Raw genomic sequence first — 23,190 nt, 5'->3', positions numbered from 1 at the left:
CGGGAGCGCGGCCGCGGGGACCGTTGGGGCTCCTGCGAGAAGGGTCATCGGGCGGGCGCGGACGGGGATCGGGTGCGCTTCGGATGCGTGGGCGTCCGGAGCGCGGGGTGCGCGGTGTCCGATGTGCGGGGCCGGGCGTCCGGCGTACGGGGCCGGACGGCCTGTGCGCGGGGCCCACTGGCCGGCGTTCGGGCGCGGGCGTCCGGAGTGCGAGATCAGCGTTGACACGAGCATGTCCGCTTGGCAGGCTCCTGGACCATGCAGCCCCTCGGTGACCGTTCGGTCACGCTCGTGGAGCGCCGCCACGTCGATCTGGGACGTGTGTCGAGCGCCATCTGTCGCTGCTCCTAGTTCTCCCGGTCGTCCCTGGTCGCTCCCGGCCACTCCCGGGCCGTTCGCCGGCTGATCTCCCGGCCGGTTCTCGCGGTCGGCCGTCGCGGCCGGCCCTCACGGCTCCGCCCGGTTCCCGGGCACCGGTGAGCGCGCACCGACGCGCACACCGGGTACGCGCCGCGCCGCTCCTTCCCCCGCCCCTTTCCCCTTTCTCGTCGTCCCGCCCGGAGACCCTTCATGCCTTCACATGCCCACGATGCGGCCGATTCGAACAAAAGTGCGATATCCCCGCTGACCCGGCGTGCCTTCGGTACGGCCGTCGGCGCTACGGCCGCCGCCGCCGTCGGTCTGTCCGCCGCGCCGGCGGCGGAGGCCGCGCCCGCCGAAGCCGTACGGGAGCGGCCCTTCCGCGCGGCCCGCGGCAAGCACGCGCGGCGCCCCAACATCCTGTTCATCCTCGGCGACGACCTCGGCTGGGCCGACCTCTCCTCGTACGGCTCCCCGGACATCCGGACGCCCAACCTGGACCGGCTCGGCCGTCAGGGAGTGCGGTTCACCGACGCGTACTCCGGCTCCGCCACCTGCTCCCCCACCCGCTTCAGCCTCTACACCGGGCGCTATCCGGGGCGGACGAAGGGCGGGCTCGCCGAGCCCATCGCGGACAGGTCGGTGGGCCTCGAACCCACGCACCCGACGCTCGCCTCGCTGCTGCGGGGCAGCGGTTACGCCACCGCCCTGATCGGCAAGTGGCACTGCGGCTACCTGCCGGACTACAGCCCGACCAGGTCGGGCTGGGAGGAGTTCTTCGGGAACTTCGGCGGCGCCCTGGAGTACTACTCCAAGCTCGGCGGCAACGGCGAGTACGACCTGTACGAGGGCGACGCCGAGTACAAGGACCTGCGCTACTACACGCGCGTCCTCACCGAGCGGGCGAGCGAGTACGTCCGGCGCGACCACGGCAGGCCGTGGCTCCTCAACCTGAACTTCACCACCCCGCACTGGCCGTGGATCGCGGACGGGGACCATGAGGAGAGCGCCGAGATCGTCCGCCGGATCAAGGCCGGGGACCGCAGCGCGCTCTGGCACTCCGACGGCGGCTCGCTGGAGAAGTACAAGGAAATGGTCGAGGACCTGGACCGTTCGGTCGGCGAGGTCCTCAAGGCACTGAAGCGGTCCGGCCAGGAGGAGGACACCCTGGTCTTCTTCGCCAGCGACAACGGCGGTGAGCGCTTCTCGTACAACTGGCCGCTGTCCGGCAACAAGGGCTCGCTCAAGGAGGGCGGCATCCGGGTTCCCGCCGTGCTGCGCTGGCCCGCCCGGATCGACGCGCACCAGGTCAGCGATCTGCCGGTGTTCTCGCCCGACTGGACGGCGACCCTGCTGGAACTGGGCGGCGCGCGGCCCGACCCCGCGTACCCGCTCGACGGGACCAGCCTCGCCGGGTATCTGCTGCGGGACGAGGAGCCCGGGGAGCGGGACCTGTTCTGGCGGGTGCGCGGGGAGCGGGCGCTGCGGCGCGGCGAGTGGAAGTACTACCGGGGCAGGGGCGGTGCCGATCAGCTGTTCCGGCTCGCGCACGACCAGCGGGAACAGGCCGACCGCGCGGCCGCCGAGCCGGAGCTGCTGGCCGAGCTGCGGGCGTCGTGGGAGAGGACGGACGCGGGCCTGCTGCCGTACCCGGCGAGTTCCTGAGGCAGCGGCCGGCACTCACCGTTTCCTTCCCCCGTCACCACTCAGCCCTTGTCCGGCGCGGGTGCCGAGGCGCCGATCCCCTTGCCGCCGGCAGCGGTGAGGGACAGGGCCCGGCCCTTGAGCACGTACGTCGTCTCCCCCTTCAGGACGGCGAGGACGGACCGCTCCACCTCCATCTCGGCCTCCGGGCACATCCGGCGGGTGGAGGCGAGCGGCCCGAAGGTGATCGTGGCGCCCGCCACGGTCGCCTTTCCGTGGAAGCTGTTGCAGCCGAGGTTGCCCTCCACGGTGCCGTCCTTGCCGAAGGTGAGGTGCGGGGCCCGGTCCGGCGGGGTGTCGGCGGGCAGCGCGGTCGTGGTGGTGCCGCCGACCAGCGTGGTCACCCTCCACTTGGTGCCGGTGAGCGGGGCGGCGGGCTGCGAAGTGAGGCTGATGGAGTCCCCCTTGGGCGTGGTGAGAGTGAGGTCCCTGCCGTCCACGGCCGCGGTGAGCTTGCCGCTGAACGTCCGGGACAGGGACTTCTCGAACTGCTGAAGATCCTTCTCGCACCCCATCTCGGTGGTGGTGCCCGGCCCGACGGTCACCGCGTCGCCCTCGACACGGACGTCGGCGGTGAAGCGGTTGCAGCCCAGGTTGCCGGTGGCCCGGCCCTTCGGGCCGATCTCGACGTGCGCGCCGGCCGGGGCCTCGGTCTTCTCGCCGCCCACGGTCAGGGCGTCGACGCTCCACCGGACCCCGGTGACGGGCACGTCCGTCCGTACGGTGCCGCTGCCGTCGCCGGATCCGGAGTCCGCTCCGGAGCCCGGCTGTGTCCCGCAGGCGGCAAGGGTGAGGAGGGCCAGGACGCTGACAGCCATACGTTGTGTGCGCATGGCCCTCTGACGGAACGAGCGGCCGATCCGGTTCCCCTCCCCTCGGCCCATCAGCCCATCAGCGGCAGCAGGTCGGCCAGATCGGCCCGCTCACCGCCGGCACTGACCCGGGCCTCGTCGAGCTCCCGCGCCCACTCCGCACGACCGGTGGCGAGCCGGATCCAGGTGAGCGGTGCGGTCTCCACCACATTGGGCGGCGTACCGCGCGTGTGCTTGGGGCCGCCGATGCACTGGACGACGGCGAACGGCGGGACGCGCACCTCGACCGAGCCACCGGGCGCCCGGTCCGCGAGGACATCGGCGAGCAGCCGCGTACAGGCCGCGAGCGCCTGCCGGTCGTACGGGATGTCGAGCCCGGCCGCCTCGTTCAGATCGTCGGTGTGCACGACGAGTTCGACGGTGCGGGTGACCAGGAGATCGACGAGCCGCATCGTCCCGGCCCGGGTCGGCAACAGCCGGTCCCCCGCTCCCTCCGGCACCGCCGCCGCGAACCGCTCGGCGGTCTCCGCGTACAGCGCGTCGAGGTCGGGGCGGTCCAGGGCGAGGGCCAGGGCCAGGGTGTCGTCGCTGATCCGTCCGGCCCGCACGGCGGTGGAGGACGGCCACTGGAGCAGCCCGACCTCGGGCTTCGGGCCCGACGGCTCCGGCAGCTCCAGATTCCGGCTGACGTGGGAGAGCGCCATCGTGAGGTGCACGGCCAGGTCCCGCACCGTCCAGTCCCCGAGCCGGGTCGGCAGGGCGAGCTGCTCGGGCGTCAGGACCCTTACGGCTTCCCGGACATGGGCGAACTGGGCGAGGACCGCGGTCCGGGTCCTGGCGTGGTCGTAGGTGCGCGGACGCTTCTTGGCCGGTGGCATACGGCCGAGACTAACCGGCGCCCCCGACACCGCCCGCGCACCCGGATCAGGCGGGACCGACCGGCTCCCCCGCGCTGAACACGTCACCATTGGCCGGGACGCCGATGCCCCGCCAGGTGAACGGAATTCCGCGGGCCACATCCAGATCCGGATCGTCCATCAGCTGGAAATGCACATGCGGTTCGGTGGAGTTTCCGGAATTCCCGCAACGGGCGAGTTGCTGCCCCGCCCGGACGGTGTCCCCGGCCTTCACTCGGAGCGAACCGCGCTGGAGGTGGGCGTACAGGGCGAATACGCCGTCGCCCAGGTCCAGAACGACATGATTTCCGACAATTCTGCTCGCGCCGAACATGTCCCGCACGGACGCCTCGAACAGCATCAGATAGCCGAGGGCGAGACCCGAGTTCCGGCTCAGGTGATCACGCTGCCCGTGGCTCGCGTGGACGACGGTCGCGTCGGCCACCGAGAACAGCGGGGCACCGAACGCCGGGAAGTCCCGGTTGCGGCGGACGACCGGCCACAGCCAGCGGAACGGCGGCCGGACCGGTGCGTCCTCGCCCTCGGGTTCGGCGACGATGTCGATCGCGTACGCCTGCCCGTACACATGCGTGCCATGGCTGGGCACCTTGTCCGCCGGGCTGTTCAGCGCGGTCCAGCGGCCCGTCACCGGGGGGCCGACCTCCACGGCGGGGCGGCGGCGGGGCTCCCGCGCGCGGGACGCGACACCGGTGCGGCTCAGGTGGAGAGCGATGGCTGTCGCGGCTGCCGCGGGCACGAAGGTCGCCCAGAACGGATAGAGCCGTTCGGCGAACACCCCCACGACGGCCATGACGACAAAGACGATCCAGCACACACGGTGCAGCACCATCAGTACCTTGCGGACAGACATGTCTTCCCCCTGGTAGGTCATGCGTTCCGTTGCCGTACGGCCCGTTGCCGGGCGTTCCGCAGTCGCGCGCCCCGTTGCCGGACGCCCTTTGTCGGGCGTTCCGTAGTCGGGCGTTCCGTAGTCGGGCGTTCCGCCGGGCGGCCCGTCACGGCCGGGCAGCCGTCAGCACCACCAGCAGCGGCACCACCCGGCCGCCCGGCACCTCGTAGCGCCCGCGTCCCGTCGTGTGCAGCCAGCCCGCGCCGGTCAGTTGGCGCAGATGGTGGTAGATCTGGCCGGTCGTGCCGACCTCGTCGAGTGCGGCCAGCTCGGCGGCCGTGCGACGGCCGCCGAGGATCTCGCGGAGCAGCCGCAGCCGTACCGGGTGGCCCAGCGCGGCGAGCGACTCGGCGGTGTCCGCCCAGTCCGCTTCCATGAGGCTCTCGGTGAGGACGCCGTACTGCCATTCGTAGCCTTCGCCGGTGGGCATCCGGACCGCGCCCGTGTAGAGCACTCCGCCGCCGCCGGCCGCGCTCCCCACGTCGGCGAGCTGCGCCTTCAGCCCCTCCAGCGCCCAGAAGTCGCCCTCGCCGAGGTGCGGCGCCTCCCGGTCCGGCGCCTCCAGCGCGGTGAGCCGCCGTTCCAGCTCGGCGACGCGTTCTTCAAGCCCCATGACTCAACCTTACGTAATTACGTAATCTCATTCAACAGTGGATACGCCGAAGCCCCTGCCCGGACGGACCGGGCAGGGGCTTCGAAGAGGCGGAAACGGCTCAGGCGAACAGCGCGGGGATGATCTCCTCGTGCGCCGTACGCAGCTCGCTCAGCGGGATGCCGAACTCGCCCTGGACCTCGATCTCCTCGCCGTCCACGACACCGATCCGGGCCACGGGCAGACCGCGTGCCCCGCACATGTCGTTGAAGCGGAGCTCCTCGCTGCGCGGGATCGAGACGATCGCCCGGCCCGCCGACTCGGAGAAGAGGAAGGTGAACGCGTCGAGACCGTCCGGCACGACCAGCCGGGCACCCTTCCCACCACGGAGGCAGGACTCGGTGACCGCCTGGATCAGGCCGCCGTCCGACAGGTCGTGCGCCGCGTCGATCATGCCGTCGCGGGAGGCCGAGATGAGGATCTCGGCGAGCAGCTTCTCGCGGCCCAGGTCCACCTTGGGCGGCATACCGCCGAGGTGCTGGTGGATGACCTCGGACCAGGCCGAGCCACCGAACTCCTCGTGCGTGTCACCCAGCAGGTAGAGGAGCTGGCCCTCTTCCGCGAAGGCGACCGGCGTACGCCGGGTCACGTCGTCGATCACACCGAGCACGGCCACGACCGGCGTCGGGTGGATCGCCGTCTCACCGGTCTGGTTGTACAGCGACACATTGCCGCCGGTGACCGGGGTGCCCAGCTCCAGGCAGCCGTCCGCGAGACCACGGGTGGCCTCGGCGAACTGCCACATGACGTCCGGGTCCTCGGGCGAACCGAAGTTCAGGCAGTCCGAGATCGCGAGCGGCTTGGCGCCGGAGGCGGCGACATTGCGGTACGACTCCGCCAGCGCGAGCTGCGCACCCGTGTACGGGTCGAGCTTCGCGTAACGGCCGTTGCCGTCGGTCGCCATGGCCACGCCCAGGTTCGACTCCGCGTCGATCCGGACCATGCCGGCGTCCTCGGGCATCGCGAGCACGGTGTTGCCCTGCACGAAACGGTCGTACTGGTCGGTGATCCACGCCTTGGACGCCTGGTTGGGGGAGGCGACCAGCCTGAGGACCTGCTCGCGCAGCTCGGCACCGTCGGCCGGACGGGCGAGCCGGCCCGCGTCGTCGGCCTGGAGCGCGTCCTGCCAGGACGGGCGGGCGAACGGGCGGTGGTACGTCGGGCCCTCGTGGGCGACGGACCGCGGCGGCACGTCCACGATCTGCTCGCCGTGCCAGAAGATCTCCAGCTGGGAACCCTCGGTCACCTCACCGATGACGGTGGCGATGACGTCCCACTTCTCGCAGATCTCCATGAACCGCTCGACGTGCTGCGGCTCGACGATCGCGCACATGCGCTCCTGCGACTCGCTCATGAGGATTTCCTCGGGCGAGAGGGAGGAGTCGCGCAGCGGCACGGTGTCCAGCTCGACGCGCATCCCGCCGGAACCGGCGCTGGCCAGCTCGCTCGTGGCGCAGGACAGACCCGCACCGCCGAGGTCCTGGATGCCCGCGACGAGCTTCTCCTTGAAGATCTCCAGGGTGCACTCGATGAGGAGCTTCTCCTGGAACGGGTCGCCGACCTGGACCGCCGGACGCTTGGCCGGACCGGTCGACTCGAAGGTCTCCGAGGCCAGCACCGAGACGCCGCCGATGCCGTCGCCACCGGTGCGGGCGCCGTACAGGATCACCTTGTTGCCCGGACCCGAAGCCTGCGCGAGGTGGATGTCCTCGTGCTTCATCACGCCGATGCAGCCGGCGTTGACGAGCGGGTTGCCCTGGTAGCAGGCGTCGAAGACGACCTCGCCGCCGATGTTCGGCAGCCCCAGGCAGTTGCCGTAGCCGCCGATGCCCGCGACGACGCCCGGCAGGACGCGCTTGGTGTCGGGGTGGTCGGCCGCGCCGAAGCGCAGCGGGTCGACGACCGCGACCGGGCGGGCCCCCATGGCGAGGATGTCGCGGACGATGCCGCCGACGCCGGTGGCCGCGCCCTGGTAGGGCTCGATGTACGAGGGGTGGTTGTGCGACTCGACCTTGAAGGTGACCGCGTAACCCTGGCCGACGTCGACCACACCGGCGTTCTCGCCGATGCCGACGAGCATCGCGTCGTTCGCGGGGACCTTCTCGCCGAACTGCTTGAGGTGGACCTTGCTGCTCTTGTACGAGCAGTGCTCGGACCACATCACGGAGTACATGGCGAGCTCGGCGCCGGTGGGACGGCGGCCCAGGATCTCGCGGATCCGGGCGTACTCGTCCTCCTTGAGGCCGAGGTCCTTCCAGGGCTGCTCGGTGTCCGGGGTCTCGGCCGCGTGCTTGACCGTATCCAGGCTCATGCGTTGACCAGCTTCTTGATGATCGAGGTGAAGAACCCGAGGCCGTCGGTGCGACCGGTTCCGATCAGCGGCTCGACGGCGTGCTCCGGGTGCGGCATCAGGCCGACGACGTTGCCCGCGGCGTTGGTGATGCCCGCGATGTCGCGCAGTGAGCCGTTGGGGTTCGCGCCCACGTAGCGGAACGCGACACGGCCCTCGGCCTCCAGCGCGTCGAGCGTGTGCTCGTCGGCGGTGTACCGGCCGTCCATGTTCTTCAGCGGTACGGAGATCTCCTGGCCGGCGGTGTAGTCCGAGGTCCAGGCGGTCTCCGCGTTCTCCACCCGCAGCGTCTGATCGCGGCAGATGAAGTGGAGGTGGTTGTTGCGCAGCATCGCGCCGGGCAGCAGGTGCGCCTCGGTCAGGATCTGGAAACCGTTGCAGATGCCCAGGACCGGCATCCCGCCCCGCGCGTTCTCGATGATCGTCTCCATCACCGGCGAGAAGCGGGAGATGGCCCCGGCCCGCAGGTAGTCGCCGTAGGAGAAGCCCCCGGCCAGGATGACCGCGTCGACCTGGTGCAGGTCCTTGTCACGGTGCCAGAGCGATACGGGTTCGGCGCCCGCGATCCGGACGGCCCGCAGGCTGTCCTGGTCGTCGAGGGTGCCGGGAAAGGTGACGACTCCGATACGAGCGGTCACTTCGGCTCCTCGACCTTCACGACGAAGTCCTCGATGACGGTGTTGGCGAGGAAGGTCTCGGCCATCTCGTGAATACGGGCCAGGGCGGCGTCGTCGACCGGCCCCTCGACCTCCAGCTCGAAACGCTTTCCCTGACGAACGTCCGCGATTCCCTCGAAGCCGAGACGCGGCAGTGCACGCTGCACCGCCTGTCCCTGCGGGTCGAGGATCTCCGGCTTGAGCATGACGTCGACTACGACGCGTGCCACTGGCACTCCCGGTGGTGTGGTGCGGCTGTGTCTACGGGGGGTTCCCCAGACCCCCGCGGGTCCACTCAGCGTACCTGGCCGAAAATTCTACGCGGGTAGATATCGGGTGAAGCAGATCACGCGGAGATATCGGACGGGACATCGCACGGGGAAAGTCCTGGAAAAATCATGTCCGGATTGCATGCGGACACGCGGATGTAATTGGCGGGGCTTCACAATGCGGTGCCAACCGCTGTACAAATGATTACCGGGGAAAGCAACATTGCCCTGGAACACCGGAACGCCGGAACAGTCGACATCAGTCGATCCACCTCCGCATCCACATCCGCCTAACAGCCGGAAGGCCGGCATCAGCGCACGTCCGACGCGAGGATGCCGTAGGAAAGGACCGATATCCGTGGCTCAGCGCGTAGTGGTTACGCTCTCCGACGACATCGACGGGGGAACAGCGGCGGAAACGGTCACCTTCGCCCTGGACGGGAAGACGTACGAGATCGACCTCAATCCCGTCAATGCAAAGAAGCTGCGCAAGACCCTGGCCCCGTACGTGGCGGCCGGCCGCAAGCAGACGAACGCGGGCAAGCACGGCCGGAAGCCGGCCTCGTACAGCCACACCGCCCTCGCCCCCGACCCGGCGGCCGTCCGCGCCTGGGCCCGCTCGCACCGGATGGAGGTGCCGGCCCGCGGCCGGATCCCCAAGAAGGTCTACGAGGCGTTCCACGCCGCGAGTTGACCCGGCGGACGACTCCGGGGCCCGGCCTCCGGACGGCTTCCGGTCACCGACGGCCCGGCCCCGCGGCCGGGCCGTCGGTCGCGGTCGGCGCTTCGGCCGTCGCACCGTCAGGCGCGGGGCACCCGTGCGCAACCCCCCTCATCGGCGCCCGCTCCGGACCCTTCGCGCGACACCCGCAGGGAGCCGACTTGCGCGACACCCCTGCAGGTCGGCTAGAGTCTGGAGCACGCCGAGGGGCGAGGCCGCAAAGCCGAATCCCACGCAGCGTGCGGGTGTAGTTCAGTAGTAGAACATCCCCCTTCCAGGGGGAAGGCGCAGTGTGCAATTCCTGTCACCCGCTCTGCACCACCTTGTTCGACCAGTTCGCTGGATCGGGTAGAGTGGTGAGCACTCCACCGGTGAAAGCCGAGTGGTAGCAATGCGGACGTAGCTCAGTTGGTAGAGCGCAACCTTGCCAAGGTTGAGGTCGCCAGTTCGAACCTGGTCGTCCGCTCTTGATCAAAGGCCCTGACCGATATCGGTCAGGGCCTTTGTCGTATCCCCGTCGGTCTCCGCCGACCTTCATGGGTCCCGGGTCCTCTCCGAATCTCCATGCGTCGGCCGCACCCCCTGATGACGTTTGTCATGAGCAGTGATGACAGTGCGCACTGCTCCCGGCCCCGATCCGGCGGAAGTCTGGTGTCATGACCAGAGACGACATTCTCAGCGACAGCGGACGGGACCACGGCCGTGACTCCGGGCAGGGCGCCGTGATCGAGGCGTCCGACGTCCGGCGCAGCTACGCGGGCGGCTTCGAGGCGGTCTCCGGTATCTCCTTCTCGGTGGCGCGTGGCGAACTGTTCGCCCTGCTCGGGACGAACGGCGCAGGCAAGACCTCCACCGTCGAGCTGTTGGAGGGCCTGGCCGGCCCCGACAGCGGAACCGTGCGCGTGCTCGGCCACGACCCGTACCGCGAACGCGCCGCCGTGCGCCCCCGGACCGGGGTGATGCTCCAGGAAGGCGGCTTCCCGTCCGATCTGACGGTCGCCGAGACCGTACGGATGTGGTCGGCCTGCACCAGTGGCGCCCGGCCCGCCGGTGAGGTCCTGGACCTCGTGGGCCTGTCCGCGCGGACCCGGGTGCGGGTCAAGCAGCTGTCCGGCGGCGAGAAGCGCCGTCTCGACCTGGCGCTGGCCCTGACCTCGCGGCCCGAGGTGCTCTTCCTGGACGAGCCGACGACCGGGCTCGACGCCGAGGGGCGGCGCGACACCTGGGATCTCGTCCGGGCGCTGCGCGACAGCGGCACCACCGTGCTGCTGACCACGCACTACCTGGAAGAGGCCGAATCGCTCGCCGACCGGCTGGCGATCATGCACCAGGGGCGGATCGTGACCACGGGGACGACCGCCGAGGTCACGGCCCGGCAGCCGGCCCGGATCCGGTTCGAGCTGCCCGCCGGCGTACCCGCCGCGCGCCTGCCGCTCTCGCTGCGGGCGGCGGCGGAGGGACAGCGGATCGAGATCCGCACCCCCGCACTCCAGGAATCCCTTGACGAACTCCTGCGCTGGGCAAGGGAGTCCGGTGTTCAGCTGCTCGGCCTTGATGCCCGTTCCGCCTCCCTCGAAGAGGCGTTCCTCGACATCGCGAAGGCCCAGCACACCCGGGCCGCGCACCCGGAGAAGGAGCGGGTGGCGGCGTGACGACGACCTCGACCGCCGCGAGGCGGCTGAACGCGCTCGGGCGGGCCGAACTGACCCTCCTCCTGCGCAACCGCACGGCCGTCTTCATCGCGCTGCTGATGCCGCTGCTGATGATCTTCGCGATGAAGTCCTCGCTGGACCGGATCGACCTCGGCGGCACCGGGCTGACCGTTACCGGGGCGGCCCTGACCGGCGGCATCGGGATGGTGCTGATCCAGGTCGTCTACATGAACCTCGTCTCGGCGTACGTGGCCCGGCGCGAGGAACTGGTCCTGAAGCGGCTGCGCACGGGCGAGGTCTCCGACCGGGAGATCCTGACCGGGACCGCCCTGCCCTCCGTGCTGCTGGCGGTCGCCCAGTGCGTACTGATGGTCGTGGTCGGCACCCTCGCCTTCGACCTGGGGGCGCCCCGGCGGCCCGCGCTGCTCGTCGCCGGGCTGCTGCTGGGCTTCCTCCTGATGACCGCGCTGGCGGCGGCCACCGCGGCCATGACCCGTACGGTGCAGAGCTCGCAGCTCACCACGCTGCCGCTGTTCTTCGTCTCGATGCTGGGATCGGGGCTCTTCATCCCGCTGGAGATCTTCCCGGACCGGATCGCCTCGGTGTGCGAGCTGCTGCCGGTGACCGGGGTGATGACTCTCGTACGGCACGGCTGGCTCGGCGGCGCCGGGGGCGGCGACCTGCTCATGGCGACCGTGACCGCGCTGGCCTGGACCGGGTTCGCGGTGTTTGCTGTGCAGCGGTGGTTCCGTTGGGACCCACGACGGTGAGAAGGAGGGCTGTGCCATGTGGCTGAGGACGAAGATGCGGGGCTGGCACAGCCGCAGCGGCTTCGACAAGATCGATCTCTACACCCGCGGCACGCTGTACTCCCTGGTGTGGATGACGGTCCTGTCCCAGTCCCTGCTGACGGTGACGCGCCCGGTGCGGGACTCCGGCGCCCCCGCCCCGCTGATCGCCGGAACGGTACTGACCGCGATCGCCCAGGGGTTCTGCGGCACCTCGCTGGCCTCCCGCGCGGTCGAGGGCTACCTCGGCCGGCGCACCGTCGACCGGCGGTTGACCGGTCTCGGATTCGTCCTGATGGCCGCGAACGCGGCCGGACTGCTGATCCTGTGCTCGTACACCGGAGCGGACCGGTTCCCCGAGCTGGGGCTGGCCCTCGGCGCCTCGGTGGTGCCGTTCCTGACCCCCTTCGTCCTCCTCGTGCCGCTGTGGGCGTCCGTCGCCTTCCAGGTGGCGATGTCCCTGGCCCTGAGCGGCGGCGTCGCCCTGGCCGGCGGGGACAGCTCGTTCGTGCTTGGCACGATGCTCGGGTCGGCCCTCGCCAGCGGTCTGATCGCCGTCACCGTACGGCTGTCCGCGTGGTCCTTGGGAGTGATGGCGAAACTCCGCGACGCCCAGGACATGGAGACACGGCTCGCGGTCGCCGAGGAGCGGCTGCGGTTCGGCCGCGACATGCACGATGTGCTGGGCCGGAATCTGGCGGTGATCGCGCTGAAGAGCGAGCTGGCGGTGGAACTGGCCCAGCGCGGCAATCCCGCCGCCATGGACCAGATGGTCGAGGTCCAGCGCATCGCCCGCACCTCGCAGCAGGAGGTGCGCGATGTCGTACGCGGCTACCGCGAGGCCGACCTCCGTACGGAACTGGCCGGTGCGCAGGGGGTGTTGCGGGCCGCCGGGATCGCGTGCGACATCGAGGACAGGAGCGGTGGCCGGCTCGCCCCGCCCGTACAGGCGGCGCTCGGCTGGGTCGTCCGGGAGGCCGCGACCAATGTGCTGCGGCACGGTGATCCACGACGCTGCACGATCCGGCTCGCGAACGCCGGGGGCACCGGTGTGCTGGTCGTGGAGAACGACGGCGTGCCGGACGGGGCAGCTCCCCCGAGCGGCGGCTCCGGTCTCGCCGGGCTGCGGGAACGGCTCGCCGCGCTGGGCGGTTCGCTGGAGGCGGGGCCGGTGGGCGGCGGCCTGTTCCGGCTGACCGCGTCGGTGCCGGGGACGCCCTCTTCGTCGCGCTCACCCTCGTCGCCCTCGTCGTCGCAGCCTTCTTCGTCGTCTTCGTCGTCTCCCTCTTCGTCGCAGCCTTCTTCGTCGCCGGGGCTGCGCGGCGAGGACCCCGACGGTCACGACCGTGCCCTCACGGAGGAACGATGACATCCGCACCGCCCGTACGGGTCCTGCTCGCCGACGACGAGCATCTGATCCGGGGTGCGCTGGCCGCGCTGCTGGCCCTGGAGGACGATCTGGTCGTGGTCGCGGAGGCGGCGACCGGTCCCGAGGCGCTCGCCATGGCGCTGGCCCACCGGCCCGATGTAGCGGTCCTCGATCTGGAGATGCCGGGTGCGGACGGTGTGAACGTCGCCACATCGCTGCGGTCCGCGCTGCCCGGCTGCCGGACCATGATCGTGACGAGCCACGGGCGTCCGGGACACCTGAAGCGGGCACTGGCGGCGGGCGTGCGGGGCTTCGTGCCGAAGACCGTGAGCGCCCGCAAGCTGGCCGAGATCATCCGCAGCGTGCACCACGGAAACCGTTATGTGGACCCGGAGTTGGCCGCCGACGCCATCGCCGCCGGGGACTCCCCGCTGACCGCCCGGGAGGCCGAGGTGCTGGAGCTCGCGGCGGACGGAGCGCCGGTCGCGGAGATCGCGGAACGGGCTTCGCTGTCGCAGGGAACCGTACGGAACTACCTGTCATCCGCCGTCACGAAGATCGGTGCGGAAAACCGTCATACGGCAGTGCGGCTCGCACGCGAGCGGGGATGGGTATAGTAGGCATCGCGCTTCGGCGCCTGCGAACGTAGCTCAGCTGGTAGAGCGCAACCTTGCCAAGGTTGAGGTCGCGAGTTCGAACCTCGTCGTTCGCTCCATGGAAGAAGGCCCCGGTCCTCAGGACCGGGGCCTTCTTGCGTTCCACCCGTCTTACCGCCGTGCGGTGCTACCAGTTGGAACCGGTCAGCAGCTCGTACGCCTCGATGTACTTGGCGCGCGTCGCGTCGACGATCTCCTGGGGCAGCGCCGGGGGCGGCTGCTCGCTCCTGCGGTCCCAGCCGGAGGCCGGGGAGGTCAGCCAGTCCCGGACGAACTGCTTGTCGTACGAGGGCTGGGCATGGCCGGGCTCCCAGGTGGCGGCGGGCCAGAAGCGCGAGGAGTCCGGGGTCAGCACCTCGTCCGCGATGATCAGCCTCTCGCCGCCGTCCGCCGTGGACGCGAAACCGAACTCGAACTTCGTGTCGGCGAGGATGATCCCGCGCTCGTGCGCGATGTCGCGGGCCCTGCGGTAGACATCCAGGGTCGTCCGGCGCAGCAGGGCGGCCGTCTCGACGCCGACCTCACGGGCGACCGCCTCGTAGCTCACGTTCTCGTCGTGGTCGCCGACGGCCGCCTTGGTGGCGGGGGTGAAGATCGGTCCCGGGAGCTCGGACCCGTCGACCAGACCCTCGGGAAGGCCGATGCCGCAGACCGTACGGCTCTCGTTGTACTCGACGAGCCCCGAACCGGTCAGATAGCCGCGGGCCACACACTCGACCTGGACCATCCGCAGCGACGTGCAGACCAGGGTGCGGCCCGCCCAGTCCGCCGGAGCGCCCGCGGGCAGCTCGGTGGACAGCACATGGTTGGGCACGAGGTCGGCGAGCTGGTCGAACCACCAGAGCGAGAGCCGGGTGAGGACGCGGCCCTTGTCGGGGATCTCGGTGGGCAGGACCCAGTCGTACGCGGAGATACGGTCGCTGGCGACCATGACGAGGTCACCCGCCTCGTTCCGGTACAGGTCACGCACCTTGCCGGTATGCAGGTGGGTGAGGCCCGGGACCTGCACGGGCTCGGGCTTTTCTACGAAACCGGACACGCTGCCTCCGCGTAGGTTGATCCAGGAGCGGTTCCGATTGTCCCGTATACCGGAGTCGGATACGGCCGCGGGGCCGCCCGATGCGCGAGGTCCGCCCCGGAAAGGTCAGCCGCGCTCGCCGATCCGGCCGGTCGTGGCTACCGATCCGGTCGGTCGCGCTTGCAGATCCGGTCGGTCGCGGCTGCCGATCCGGTCAGTCGCGCTTGCAGATCCGGTCGAGCAGGTTGGCCGTGGCGCGCTGGATCCGGGCGTCCACATGGCCGGGGCGGTCCAGCGCCGGGGACCAGGCGAAGGTGCCGGAGGCGAAGACGAGCGCGCCGGACGGGGCCCGGTACAGGGAGGTCTCCTGGTGGCGGGTGGTTCCCTCGGAGTCCTGGTACGGGGAGTGGGCGAGCAGGATGCGGTTGTCGTGCTCGGGGAGGCTGGTGCGCGGGAAGTAGCGGTCGGCCTCGCCCGCGACCATGCCGTCGAGCTCGTCCCCCTCGTTGGCGCCGGTGGAGTCCCAGAGCCAGTGCTCCGCGTTCCGCACGATCAGGGGGCGGGCTTCGGGGACCCGGCCCGCGTACTGGATGCCGAGGAGCTGCTGCTCGGGCCGGTCGATTTCGCGCCACAGCGCCGGTTTCCCGGGGCCGCGGCGCTTGCGGCAGGTGAGGAGGCGGTCGGGGACCCCGGACGCGGACGGGGCGAGGCCGACCTGCCAGTACATGGTGTTGGCCGACAGGAAGACGAGCGAGGTGCCGGTGTCCCGGGCGCGCTCGGTGGTGCGCCGCATGGGCAGCGACCAGTACTCGTCGTGGCCGGGGAAGATCAGGCCCCGGTAGCGGCTGGGGTCGACGCGGCCCGCGTGCAGATCGCGGGCGTCCGCGTAGGCGAGGTCGTAGCCGTACCGCTCGGCCCAGCGGATGAAGTCGTAGGCGTGCCCGACGTGGAGGGGCAGTCCTGCGCCCGCGAACGGCCGGTCGAAGGAGATCGTGGCGGCGGCGTCCTCCTCGCCGAGCAGCCGCCCCTGTTCGTCCCAGGCGTGGTAGAGGCTGGCGCCGGTGCGGCCGTCCTCGGGGTAGAGGTTGTACGCCTGCCACGTGATGTCCGGGAGCAGGAGCAGCAGGTCGGCGGGGCGGTCGTCGCGGATCGTGAACGGGATGTGGGAGCGGTACCCGTCGACGGTGGTCAGAACGGCGACGTACGCGCCGACCGACCAGTAGCTGGGGATCTGCAGCCGCCAGGACATCCACCAGTGGTGGCAGGAGACCGTGCGGTCGGCGGCCAGCGGGGCGGGCTGGACGATGCCGGAGAGCCGGGGGCTCGTCGTGATCTTGGCGGCTCCGTCACCCGCGTAGTGGCCGATCCGGTAGACGTCGACAGAGAACTGCTGGGGCGGGTCCACGGTGATGTGGAAGTCGATGGCCCCACCGGGGGCGGCGGCACTGGGTGAGACGAAGCCCTTGATCTGCCTGCGCACATCGTCGGACGGCCGGGTCCCGCCGCCCGCCCCGCCGCGGCCGAGGTCCGGGTCGGCGTACCAGGGGACGACCTGACCGGTGTCGTCGAAATAGTTCTCGCTGCCGCGCAGCCAGGGCAGCGGGCCCTGCCCGAAGGGGTCGCTCACGGCGTGCGCGAGGGCACCCGATTCCCATCGGCGAATCTGCTCCGCCCCCATACCGCTCCCCTCCCTGAAGGCCCACGGACATCTTTGGCGCGCCAATTTAGTGGCTTGATGTCAGCGTCGATCCCCAGCACATCACATAACGCATGCGGTCCGTCACCGTTCGTCGCGAATTGACGTGAACGGAACCTAATCTTCCGGATATTGGGGCCGCAGTGATGCGTGGACGGGGTGGCCGGAGTGGGGCCTGAAGGGCGGGTTCCGGCGGGCGAAGAGGCAGCTCCGGGTGGGCCTGCGGACGGCCGGGACAGGACCTTCGTACGGGCATGGGGGCGCACGGGCTATTGGGGCGCACGACCCCCGCGTACGGCCGCCCGCGCACAACCGGCGGATCCTCGCGAGGGGCCGGTTACCGGCCGCACGAGGGGCCCGCGCACACCGGAGCCGGAGCCGGGCCGACGGTGGGCCGGGGGTGGGCGACGGTGGCGCTGTCGGGCCTGCGGTGGCGGTGGGCCTGCGGTAGGGCGGCGGTGAGCCGGCGCCGGAGCCGACCCGGCGGTGGGCCGGCGTGGCGCTCAGACCAGGCGTACCGGCTTGTCGCAGCGCACGCCCAGATCCATGAGCCAGGACCGCAGGGGCTCCGCGTCGCCGTCCTCCACGAGGGTGAGGACGGGGGTGACCAGGTCCGCCCGCCGTTCACCGTCGACCAGCAGGGCGGGGCCGTCCAGCCAGTCGAGGCCCGGCGCCGCCCCGGCCGTGTCCACGGCCGCGCAGCAGACCATCGCCGCGACGTGGTCGGCGAGCAGCTCCGTACCCGTACGGGGCGGCTGGAGCGGGAAGAGCGGAAGCGGGTCGGGACCCCAGAGGTCGAGGGGGTCCGGGCCACCGCCCGACGAGCGCTGTGCCGAGGCGCCGGTCGCGGGCTTCGGGGCTCCGGCCTCCTCGCGGGCCACCTCGGCGCTGATCCCGGCCGCGAGCTCCTCACCGGCGCCGTCCGGCCCCGCGAGATGCTGCATGACCCGGGCCAGGGTGGGCACCCCGGGATCGGCCGAGGGCGCCGGGGGCACGCCCATGGAGTCGAGAACGCGGTGCAGCCGGGCGGCCTCCGTGCGCCACTTCCGGTCGACGACCTCCTCCGGATACTGCTGCCAGTCGACCGGCGACCAGTCGGGGCCGCTCTCCGCCGGACCGCCGTGGAAGAGCCGGGCGGCCAGCAGCGAGGCCGCCTCGTCGGCCGTACCGGGCTCTTCGAGGAGGTCGCAGGCGGGCCGCTCACCGAGCCGGGAGGTGAACCCCTCGGCCAGCCGGTCGCGCCGGGAGAGCTCGGTGAGCGCGGAGACGACGCCCGCGTCCAGCCGGGAGGGCCAGCGCCCCATCCGCCAGGCGGGGAGCGCCACCCGGGTCAGCAGCCGGTCCCAGCCCGCGTAGGCGAGGCCGACCTGCTCCTGGGCGACGATGCGCAGCCCGTAGTCCACGGTCTGCGCACGCATCGAGGCGGCGGCGGCGACACAGCGCTCCATCTCGGCCGCGTGGCCGCGGCAGCCGCGCAGCAGCAGGCGGGCGATCCAGCCGACGAAGGCGCGCGGAATCCTGCGCACGGGACCCGCGCCGGTCGCGGCTGCGTCGGCGACCGCGGCGTCCAGACCCCGCACGAAACGGCGGGCGGCGGCTATGTCGGGATGTGCGGACGGGGCCGTGCCCGCGACGACCGGGGCGAGCACGGCACGCAGTTCGGCGACCCGCATCCACCACAGGAAGGGCGAGCCGATGACCAGGACGGGTGCGGCCGGCACCCGACGACGGCGCCGCTCGCCCGCGAAGTCCCGGGCCGACCGCTTCGGCTTCGCCCCCTGCTTCCTCCCCTGCTTCGGCTGGGCGGAGGGGTGCGTACGGTCCTCCAGCCAGCTGTCGCAGTCCGGGGTCAGCGCTATGGCGGAGGGCGCCGGAACATCGAGCCGGTCGGCCAGATCCCGGACCAGCCGATAGAGGTCGGGGGCGGCTTCCTCCGTCACGGCGACGGTCGGGCTGACCGCGGGCCTCGCCCGTGCGACGGCCACCGCGACCGCGGCGGCGAGCACCAGCACCAGGACCGCCACACCGGTCACGGCCCAGCGCGCCGCGTCCCAGCCCGCGCCGCCGGCATGGCCCTGCGCGCCCGCGGCGAACAGCACGACGGCCACGGCCGCCGGCAGGATCGCCACGGCGAGAGCCCTGCTGCGGATCCGCAGCAGGGCGAGTGCACGGGCCCGCGCGGCCCGCGCCCCCAGCTCCTCACCCACATCGGTACCGGACACGGCCGGAAGTCACCCCCTCTGCCCCCGCGACGGTGTTGCTCACTCCCCCACTGTGGCACCCGTCACCGACATCGCAATGCCGGTGGGCCAAGTGCCGGAACGCTTGCGCCGCACCCTAGTTGGGGCCTCGGCGGGCGTCATCCGGATGGCTCAGTCGTCACTCGATGGAATGGCTTTGGGCAAAGCTGCTGACGTATCGGCGCTTATGAGGCAGGTGTCTCCCGGTGCGCGCGGCTCGTGTGCGCCGCACGCACCGGCGCACACAGGGCGCGCAGCTCATGGAGGTACCGGGCGGGATCAGCCCTCGGCGGCCTTCCGCGCGATGTCCGTGCGGTGCTGGGAGCCGTCCAGGCGGATCCGGCCCAGCGCGGTGTAGGCGCGCTCACGGGCCTTGGCAAGGTCCTTGCCGGTCGCGGTCACGGAGAGCACCCGGCCGCCCGCGCTCACGATCGCGTCGCCGTCGGTCCTGGTCCCGGCGTGCAGGACGTACGCATGCGGGGCATCCTGCGCCGCGACATCCGCGAGCCCGTCGATCGGGTCGCCGGTGCGCGGGGTGTCCGGGTAGTTGTGCGAGGCGATGACCACGGTGACCGCGGCCTCGTCGCGCCAGTTCAGCGGCGGGACGAGGTCGAGCGTGCCGTTGGCCGAACCGAGCAGGACGCCGGCCAGCGGGGTCTTCAGACGGGCCAGGACCACCTGGGTCTCGGGGTCGCCGAAGCGGGCGTTGAACTCGATGACCCGTACGCCGCGCGAGGTGATCGCGAGGCCCGCGTACAGCAGCCCGGAGAAAGGCGTGCCACGGCGGCGGAGCTCGTCGACGGTCGGCTGGAGAACGGTCTCCATGACCTCGTCGACCAGCTTGGGGTCGGCCCACGGGAGCGGGGAGTAGGCGCCCATGCCACCGGTGTTCGGGCCCTCGTCGCCGTCCAGGGCGCGCTTGAAGTCCTGGGCGGGCTGGAGCGGCAGCACGGTGGTGCCGTCGGTGATCGCGAAGAGGCTCACCTCGGGGCCGTCGAGGAACTCCTCGATGACCACGCGGTCGCAGGCCAGCGCGTGGGCGCGGGCCGCCTCGACGTCGTCGGTGACGACGACGCCCTTGCCCGCCGCGAGACCGTCGTCCTTGACGACGTACGGGGCGCCGAAGGCGTCGAGGGCCACATCGATCTCGGCCGGGGTGGTGCAGACGTAGCTGCGGGCGGTCGGAACGCCCGCCCCGGCCATGACGTCCTTGGCGAACGCCTTGGAGCCTTCGAGCCGGGCCGCCTCGGCGGAGGGGCCGAAGCAGGGGATACCGGCCGCGCGCACGGCGTCGGCGACCCCGGCGACAAGGGGCGCCTCCGGGCCGACGACCACCAGCTCGGCGCCCAGTTCGCCGGCGAGGCGCGCGACGGCGTCGCCGTCGAGCGCGTCGACCGGGTGCAGTTCGGCCACCTCTGCGATGCCGGCGTTGCCGGGAGCGCAGTACAGAGCGGTGACATCGGGGTCGAGGGAGAGAGAGCGGCACAGGGCGTGTTCGCGGGCGCCGCCGCCGATGACGAGGACCTTCACGGGGTGCAGCCTAACCGCCGGGGGCCGGGGGGCTTGACGGCCGCCGATCCGTGGACGCACGACGCCTCCGTGCGCACGGCCTCACCTCGTACGCACGACGCCGTCGCAGGGGCGCCTCACTCCGTACGCACGACGTCTCCGTACGCACGGCGCCTGCGCACAAGCGGCGCCTCACCTCGTGCGCACGACGCTGTCGCGCGGGGGCACCTCAACCTCGTACGTACGACGTCTCCGTACGCACCGGGCTCACTGCTCGTTGGTGAACTCCTCCACGACCGTGGCGCCCAGCTCGCGGACGATCAGGTCGTGTCCGGAGAGCGCCGAGTCGACGAGATCCGGATCGTCGGCCTCCGGGGTGTCGTCCTCCGGTGCCACCGAACGCGGGGGCTCCGACCCGTAGGAACCGGACGACGCATGCTCCGCGCCGGGCCCCTGGGAGCGCTGGGGCGGCTGCGGGGCGGGAGCGGACGACGGCTGCGGGGACTGCTGGGGCTGTGTGGGCTGCTGCTGAGCAGGGGCCGGCCGGGACTCGTACGCCTGCGGGGCGGCGGGCGCGGGCTGGTACGAAGAGGCCGCGGGCCGTCCGCCGCCGGTGTCCGGGGGCAGACCCGCGCCACCGGAGGAATCCACGATGGCCTCGACCCGCCACTGGGCGTTGAAGTGCTCGGAGAGAGCCTGCTTCAGCACTTCCTCGCTGCCGCTGCTCGCGAAGTTGTCGCGGGCGCCCGCGTTGAGGAAACCGATCTGCAGGGTGGTCCCGTCGAAGCCGGTGACCTGGGCGTTCTGGCTGAGCAGGATCCAGGTGAACCGGCGGCGGTTCTTCACCGCCTCCAGGATGTCCGGCCACATGTTCCGGACCTGGGCGGCACCCTGCACCATGCCCTGGCTCGGCGCGGGCGCCGAGGGAGCCTGGGCGGCGGGCGCGGCCGCCTGGGCGGGCGCCGGGGCGGCGGTCTGCGGGGGCGGCGTGCTGCCCGGCGCGGAGGCGGTCGGCCAGCCCCCGGGGCGTCGCGCCTGTTCCGTACCGGCGGCAGCGGGCCACGAACCGGGGCGCTGGGCGGGCGCGGGTGCCTGGGCCGGGGGCTGCTGGGCGGGCGGTGCGGCGGGGGCCGGGGGCTCGGCCGCGACGGGCGGCGCGAACGGCGCGGGGGCCGGGGCTGCGGGGGCGGGGGCCATGGGCGCGTCGCCCCGTACCGCCGCACGGGCGGCGGCAGGCCCGCCACCGGGCTGTCCGGCCGGGGCGGGCGGTGCGGCGTGGGCCTGCGCCTCCGGTCCCGGTACGTATCCCAGGGCGGGACCCGCGGCGGGGGCCGTGAAGGACGCCGCCCCGCGCTCCAGCCGGTCCAGCCGGGCCTGGAGCGAACGCTCGTCGTCGAAGGCGGCGGGCAGCAGGACCCGGGCGCAGATCAGCTCCACCTGAAGGCGCGGGGAGGTCGCCCCGCGCATCTCGGTGAGCCCCTCGTTGACCAGGTCGGCGGCACGGCTCAGCTCGGCGGCGCCGAAGACCGACGCCTGGGCCTGCATGCGCTCGACCACATCGGCGGGGGCGTCGATGAGTCCCTTGTCCCCGGCGTCGGGGACGGCGGCCAGGATCACCAGGTCGCGCAGCCGCTCCAACAGGTCGGCGACGAAGCGCCGCGGGTCGTTGCCTCCCTCGATCACCCGGTCCACGACCTCGAAGGCGGCGGCGCCGTCGCCCGCCGCGAAGGCGTCCACGACCGAGTCGAGCAGGGAGCCGTCCGTGTATCCGAGCAGCGAGGTCGCCATGGCGTATGTCACACCGTCGTCGCCCGCGCCGGCCAGCAGCTGGTCCATGACGGACATCGAGTCACGCACGGACCCCGCGCCGGCGCGCACGACCAGCGGCAGCACCCCGTCCTCGACGGCGCTGTTCTCCTTGGCGCACACCTCGGCGAGATATCCGCGCAGCGTGCCCGGCGGGACCAGCCGGAACGGGTAGTGGTGCGTACGCGACCGGATCGTGCCGATGACCTTCTCGGGCTCGGTGGTCGCGAAGATGAACTTCAGATGCTCCGGCGGCTCCTCGACCACCTTCAGCAGGGCGTTGAACCCCGCCGGGGTGACCATGTGCGCCTCGTCGATGATGTAGATCTTGTAACGACTGGAGGCGGGTCCGAAGAACGCCTTCTCGCGCAGATCACGGGCGTCGTCCACGCCACCGTGCGAAGCGGCGTCGATCTCGATCACATCGATGGAACCCGGACCGTTGCGCGCGAGGTCCTGGCAGGACTGGCACTCGCCGCACGGAGTGGGCGTCGGCCCCTGTTCGCAGTTCAGACAGCGGGCGAGGATGCGTGCGCTGGTCGTCTTTCCGCAGCCGCGCGGCCCGCTGAACAGGTACGCGTGATTGACCCGGTTGTTACGCAGGGCCTGCTGCAGCGGGTCAGTGACATGCTCCTGACCGATGACCTCGGCGAACGACTCGGGGCGATAGCGGCGGTACAGCGCAAGGGACGACACACCTACGAGGTTATCGGGACGGACCGACAACCGGCCCCGCACCGCTTCCGCCCGGCCCGCACAAAGCCCCCCGGACACGCAAGCGCCCCCCACGCACCCGCCAGAGCCAACCTACCCTTGCTGCCTTCCGGCCCTGGGGGAGTTCAGTCAGATAGCGCCACGTGAGGGGCTGACGCCCACCTTAGCGGATCCCCACCCCCTCCGGTCCACCCACCTGGCCCCGCCACCCGGCTCCGGGACCGCCCCGGACGATCTCCGCGGGAACAGGTTCGCGAGCACTCCTCAACGTCTTGTATTGTTTGCCGCGGAGGATTCGCCTAGTGGCCTAGGGCGCACGCTTGGAAAGCGTGTTGGGGGCAACCCCTCACGAGTTCGAATCTCGTATCCTCCGCCATTGCTCTCACCGGGCAATACGTCGAAGGCCCCCGCA

General features: G+C 71.6%; 19 protein-coding genes, 4 tRNA genes and 1 other RNA gene. 11 read left to right on the top strand and 13 right to left on the bottom strand.

The genetic code is table 11. The annotated features are described in order from the left end of the window. The first annotated feature begins 258 nt into the window (after positions 1-258). Entirely contained in the window at positions 259-351 is a 93-nt protein-coding gene (locus tag OG251_RS44995) for a putative leader peptide (RefSeq protein WP_365201432.1), read from the top strand. A gap of 219 nt (positions 352-570) precedes the next feature. Then, positions 571-2,025 (top strand): sulfatase family protein, encoded by a 1,455-nt coding sequence (locus tag OG251_RS21140; protein WP_326678654.1) that lies wholly within the window; start codon positions 571-573, stop codon positions 2,023-2,025. Positions 2,026-2,066: 41 nt separating this feature from the next. On the opposite strand, the gene OG251_RS21135 is transcribed toward OG251_RS21140, so the two are convergent. The 7 genes from OG251_RS21135 to purS form a co-directional block, all read right to left on the bottom strand. Continuing rightward, entirely contained in the window at positions 2,067-2,897 is an 831-nt protein-coding gene (locus tag OG251_RS21135) for an META domain-containing protein (RefSeq protein WP_326678653.1), read from the bottom strand. A gap of 50 nt (positions 2,898-2,947) precedes the next feature. Continuing rightward, positions 2,948-3,754, bottom strand: a complete 807-nt coding sequence (locus OG251_RS21130; protein WP_326678652.1) for a maleylpyruvate isomerase family mycothiol-dependent enzyme — start codon at positions 3,752-3,754, stop codon at positions 2,948-2,950. A gap of 46 nt (positions 3,755-3,800) precedes the next feature. Then, on the bottom strand, positions 3,801-4,643 hold the full coding sequence (locus OG251_RS21125) for a M23 family metallopeptidase (protein ID WP_326678651.1): 843 nt from the start codon (positions 4,641-4,643) through the stop codon (positions 3,801-3,803). Between the two features lie 145 nt (positions 4,644-4,788). Beyond that, positions 4,789-5,295 (bottom strand): ArsR/SmtB family transcription factor, encoded by a 507-nt coding sequence (locus OG251_RS21120; protein WP_326678650.1) that lies wholly within the window; start codon positions 5,293-5,295, stop codon positions 4,789-4,791. A 100-nt stretch (positions 5,296-5,395) separates the two neighbouring features. After that, a complete protein-coding gene (purL, locus tag OG251_RS21115; protein ID WP_326678649.1) occupies positions 5,396-7,645 on the bottom strand; it encodes a phosphoribosylformylglycinamidine synthase subunit PurL in 2,250 nt (749 codons plus the stop codon). Further along, a complete protein-coding gene (gene purQ, locus OG251_RS21110) occupies positions 7,642-8,322 on the bottom strand; it encodes a phosphoribosylformylglycinamidine synthase subunit PurQ (RefSeq protein ID WP_326678648.1) in 681 nt (226 codons plus the stop codon). The genes purL and purQ overlap by 4 nt, the downstream gene beginning before the upstream one ends. After that, positions 8,319-8,570, bottom strand: coding sequence for a phosphoribosylformylglycinamidine synthase subunit PurS (gene purS / locus OG251_RS21105; protein ID WP_073722102.1), 252 nt, complete (start codon positions 8,568-8,570; stop codon positions 8,319-8,321). Before purS ends, purQ begins: the two co-directional genes overlap by 4 nt. Before the next feature lie 397 nt (positions 8,571-8,967). Between purS and OG251_RS21100 the strand changes: the two genes are divergently transcribed. From OG251_RS21100 to OG251_RS21065, 8 genes are all read left to right on the top strand, one after another. Next, positions 8,968-9,303: a histone-like nucleoid-structuring protein Lsr2 gene (locus OG251_RS21100; protein ID WP_326678647.1), complete on the top strand. Its 336-nt coding sequence runs from the start codon at positions 8,968-8,970 to the stop codon at positions 9,301-9,303. Positions 9,304-9,571: 268 nt separating this feature from the next. Next, positions 9,572-9,643: transfer RNA gene (locus OG251_RS21095), tRNA-Gly, on the top strand. A gap of 80 nt (positions 9,644-9,723) precedes the next feature. Further along, positions 9,724-9,796: transfer RNA gene (locus tag OG251_RS21090), tRNA-Gly, on the top strand. A gap of 190 nt (positions 9,797-9,986) precedes the next feature. Beyond that, positions 9,987-10,982, top strand: a complete 996-nt coding sequence (locus OG251_RS21085; protein ID WP_326678646.1) for an ABC transporter ATP-binding protein — start codon at positions 9,987-9,989, stop codon at positions 10,980-10,982. Further along, positions 10,979-11,752: an ABC transporter permease gene (locus tag OG251_RS21080; protein WP_326678645.1), complete on the top strand. Its 774-nt coding sequence runs from the start codon at positions 10,979-10,981 to the stop codon at positions 11,750-11,752. Before OG251_RS21085 ends, OG251_RS21080 begins: the two co-directional genes overlap by 4 nt. Positions 11,753-11,768: 16 nt before the next feature. Next, entirely contained in the window at positions 11,769-13,139 is a 1,371-nt protein-coding gene (locus OG251_RS21075) for a sensor histidine kinase (RefSeq protein ID WP_326678644.1), read from the top strand. Then, positions 13,136-13,756: a response regulator transcription factor gene (locus OG251_RS21070; protein WP_073722112.1), complete on the top strand. Its 621-nt coding sequence runs from the start codon at positions 13,136-13,138 to the stop codon at positions 13,754-13,756. The genes OG251_RS21075 and OG251_RS21070 overlap by 4 nt, the downstream gene beginning before the upstream one ends. Before the next feature lie 22 nt (positions 13,757-13,778). Next, positions 13,779-13,854 (top strand) — tRNA-Gly (locus OG251_RS21065). Between the two features lie 68 nt (positions 13,855-13,922). Here the strand turns inward: OG251_RS21065 and OG251_RS21060 are convergent. The 6 genes from OG251_RS21060 to ffs all read right to left on the bottom strand — a co-directional run bounded on the left by OG251_RS21060 (position 13,923) and on the right by ffs (position 22,934). Further along, a complete protein-coding gene (locus tag OG251_RS21060) occupies positions 13,923-14,834 on the bottom strand; it encodes a phosphoribosylaminoimidazolesuccinocarboxamide synthase (RefSeq protein WP_326678643.1) in 912 nt (303 codons plus the stop codon). A gap of 193 nt (positions 14,835-15,027) precedes the next feature. Then, entirely contained in the window at positions 15,028-16,491 is a 1,464-nt protein-coding gene (locus tag OG251_RS21055; RefSeq protein ID WP_326678642.1) for a N,N-dimethylformamidase beta subunit family domain-containing protein, read from the bottom strand. A 521-nt stretch (positions 16,492-17,012) separates the two neighbouring features. After that, on the bottom strand, positions 17,013-18,731 hold the full coding sequence (locus OG251_RS21050) for a hypothetical protein (protein ID WP_326678641.1): 1,719 nt from the start codon (positions 18,729-18,731) through the stop codon (positions 17,013-17,015). A 297-nt stretch (positions 18,732-19,028) separates the two neighbouring features. Beyond that, positions 19,029-20,279 carry a phosphoribosylamine--glycine ligase gene (gene purD / locus OG251_RS21045; protein WP_326678640.1) on the bottom strand — a complete coding sequence of 417 codons (1,251 nt, stop codon included), beginning with the start codon at positions 20,277-20,279 and terminating at the stop codon, positions 19,029-19,031. Positions 20,280-20,525: 246 nt separating this feature from the next. Continuing rightward, positions 20,526-22,760 carry a DNA polymerase III subunit gamma and tau gene (locus OG251_RS21040; RefSeq protein WP_326678639.1) on the bottom strand — a complete coding sequence of 745 codons (2,235 nt, stop codon included), beginning with the start codon at positions 22,758-22,760 and terminating at the stop codon, positions 20,526-20,528. A 75-nt stretch (positions 22,761-22,835) separates the two neighbouring features. Continuing rightward, positions 22,836-22,934: signal recognition particle sRNA small type (gene ffs, locus OG251_RS21035), an RNA gene on the bottom strand. 132 nt (positions 22,935-23,066) lie between these two features. Here ffs and OG251_RS21030 point away from each other — a divergent pair. After that, a tRNA-Ser gene (locus OG251_RS21030) sits at positions 23,067-23,154 on the top strand. The last annotated feature ends 36 nt before the right edge of the window (positions 23,155-23,190 follow it).

The organism is Streptomyces sp. NBC_01237 (genome assembly GCF_035917275.1).
In the GTDB taxonomy this organism is placed as follows: domain Bacteria; phylum Actinomycetota; class Actinomycetes; order Streptomycetales; family Streptomycetaceae; genus Streptomyces.
Note: the sequence above shows the minus strand (reverse complement) of the source record. Positions and strands in the feature narration are given on the sequence as shown.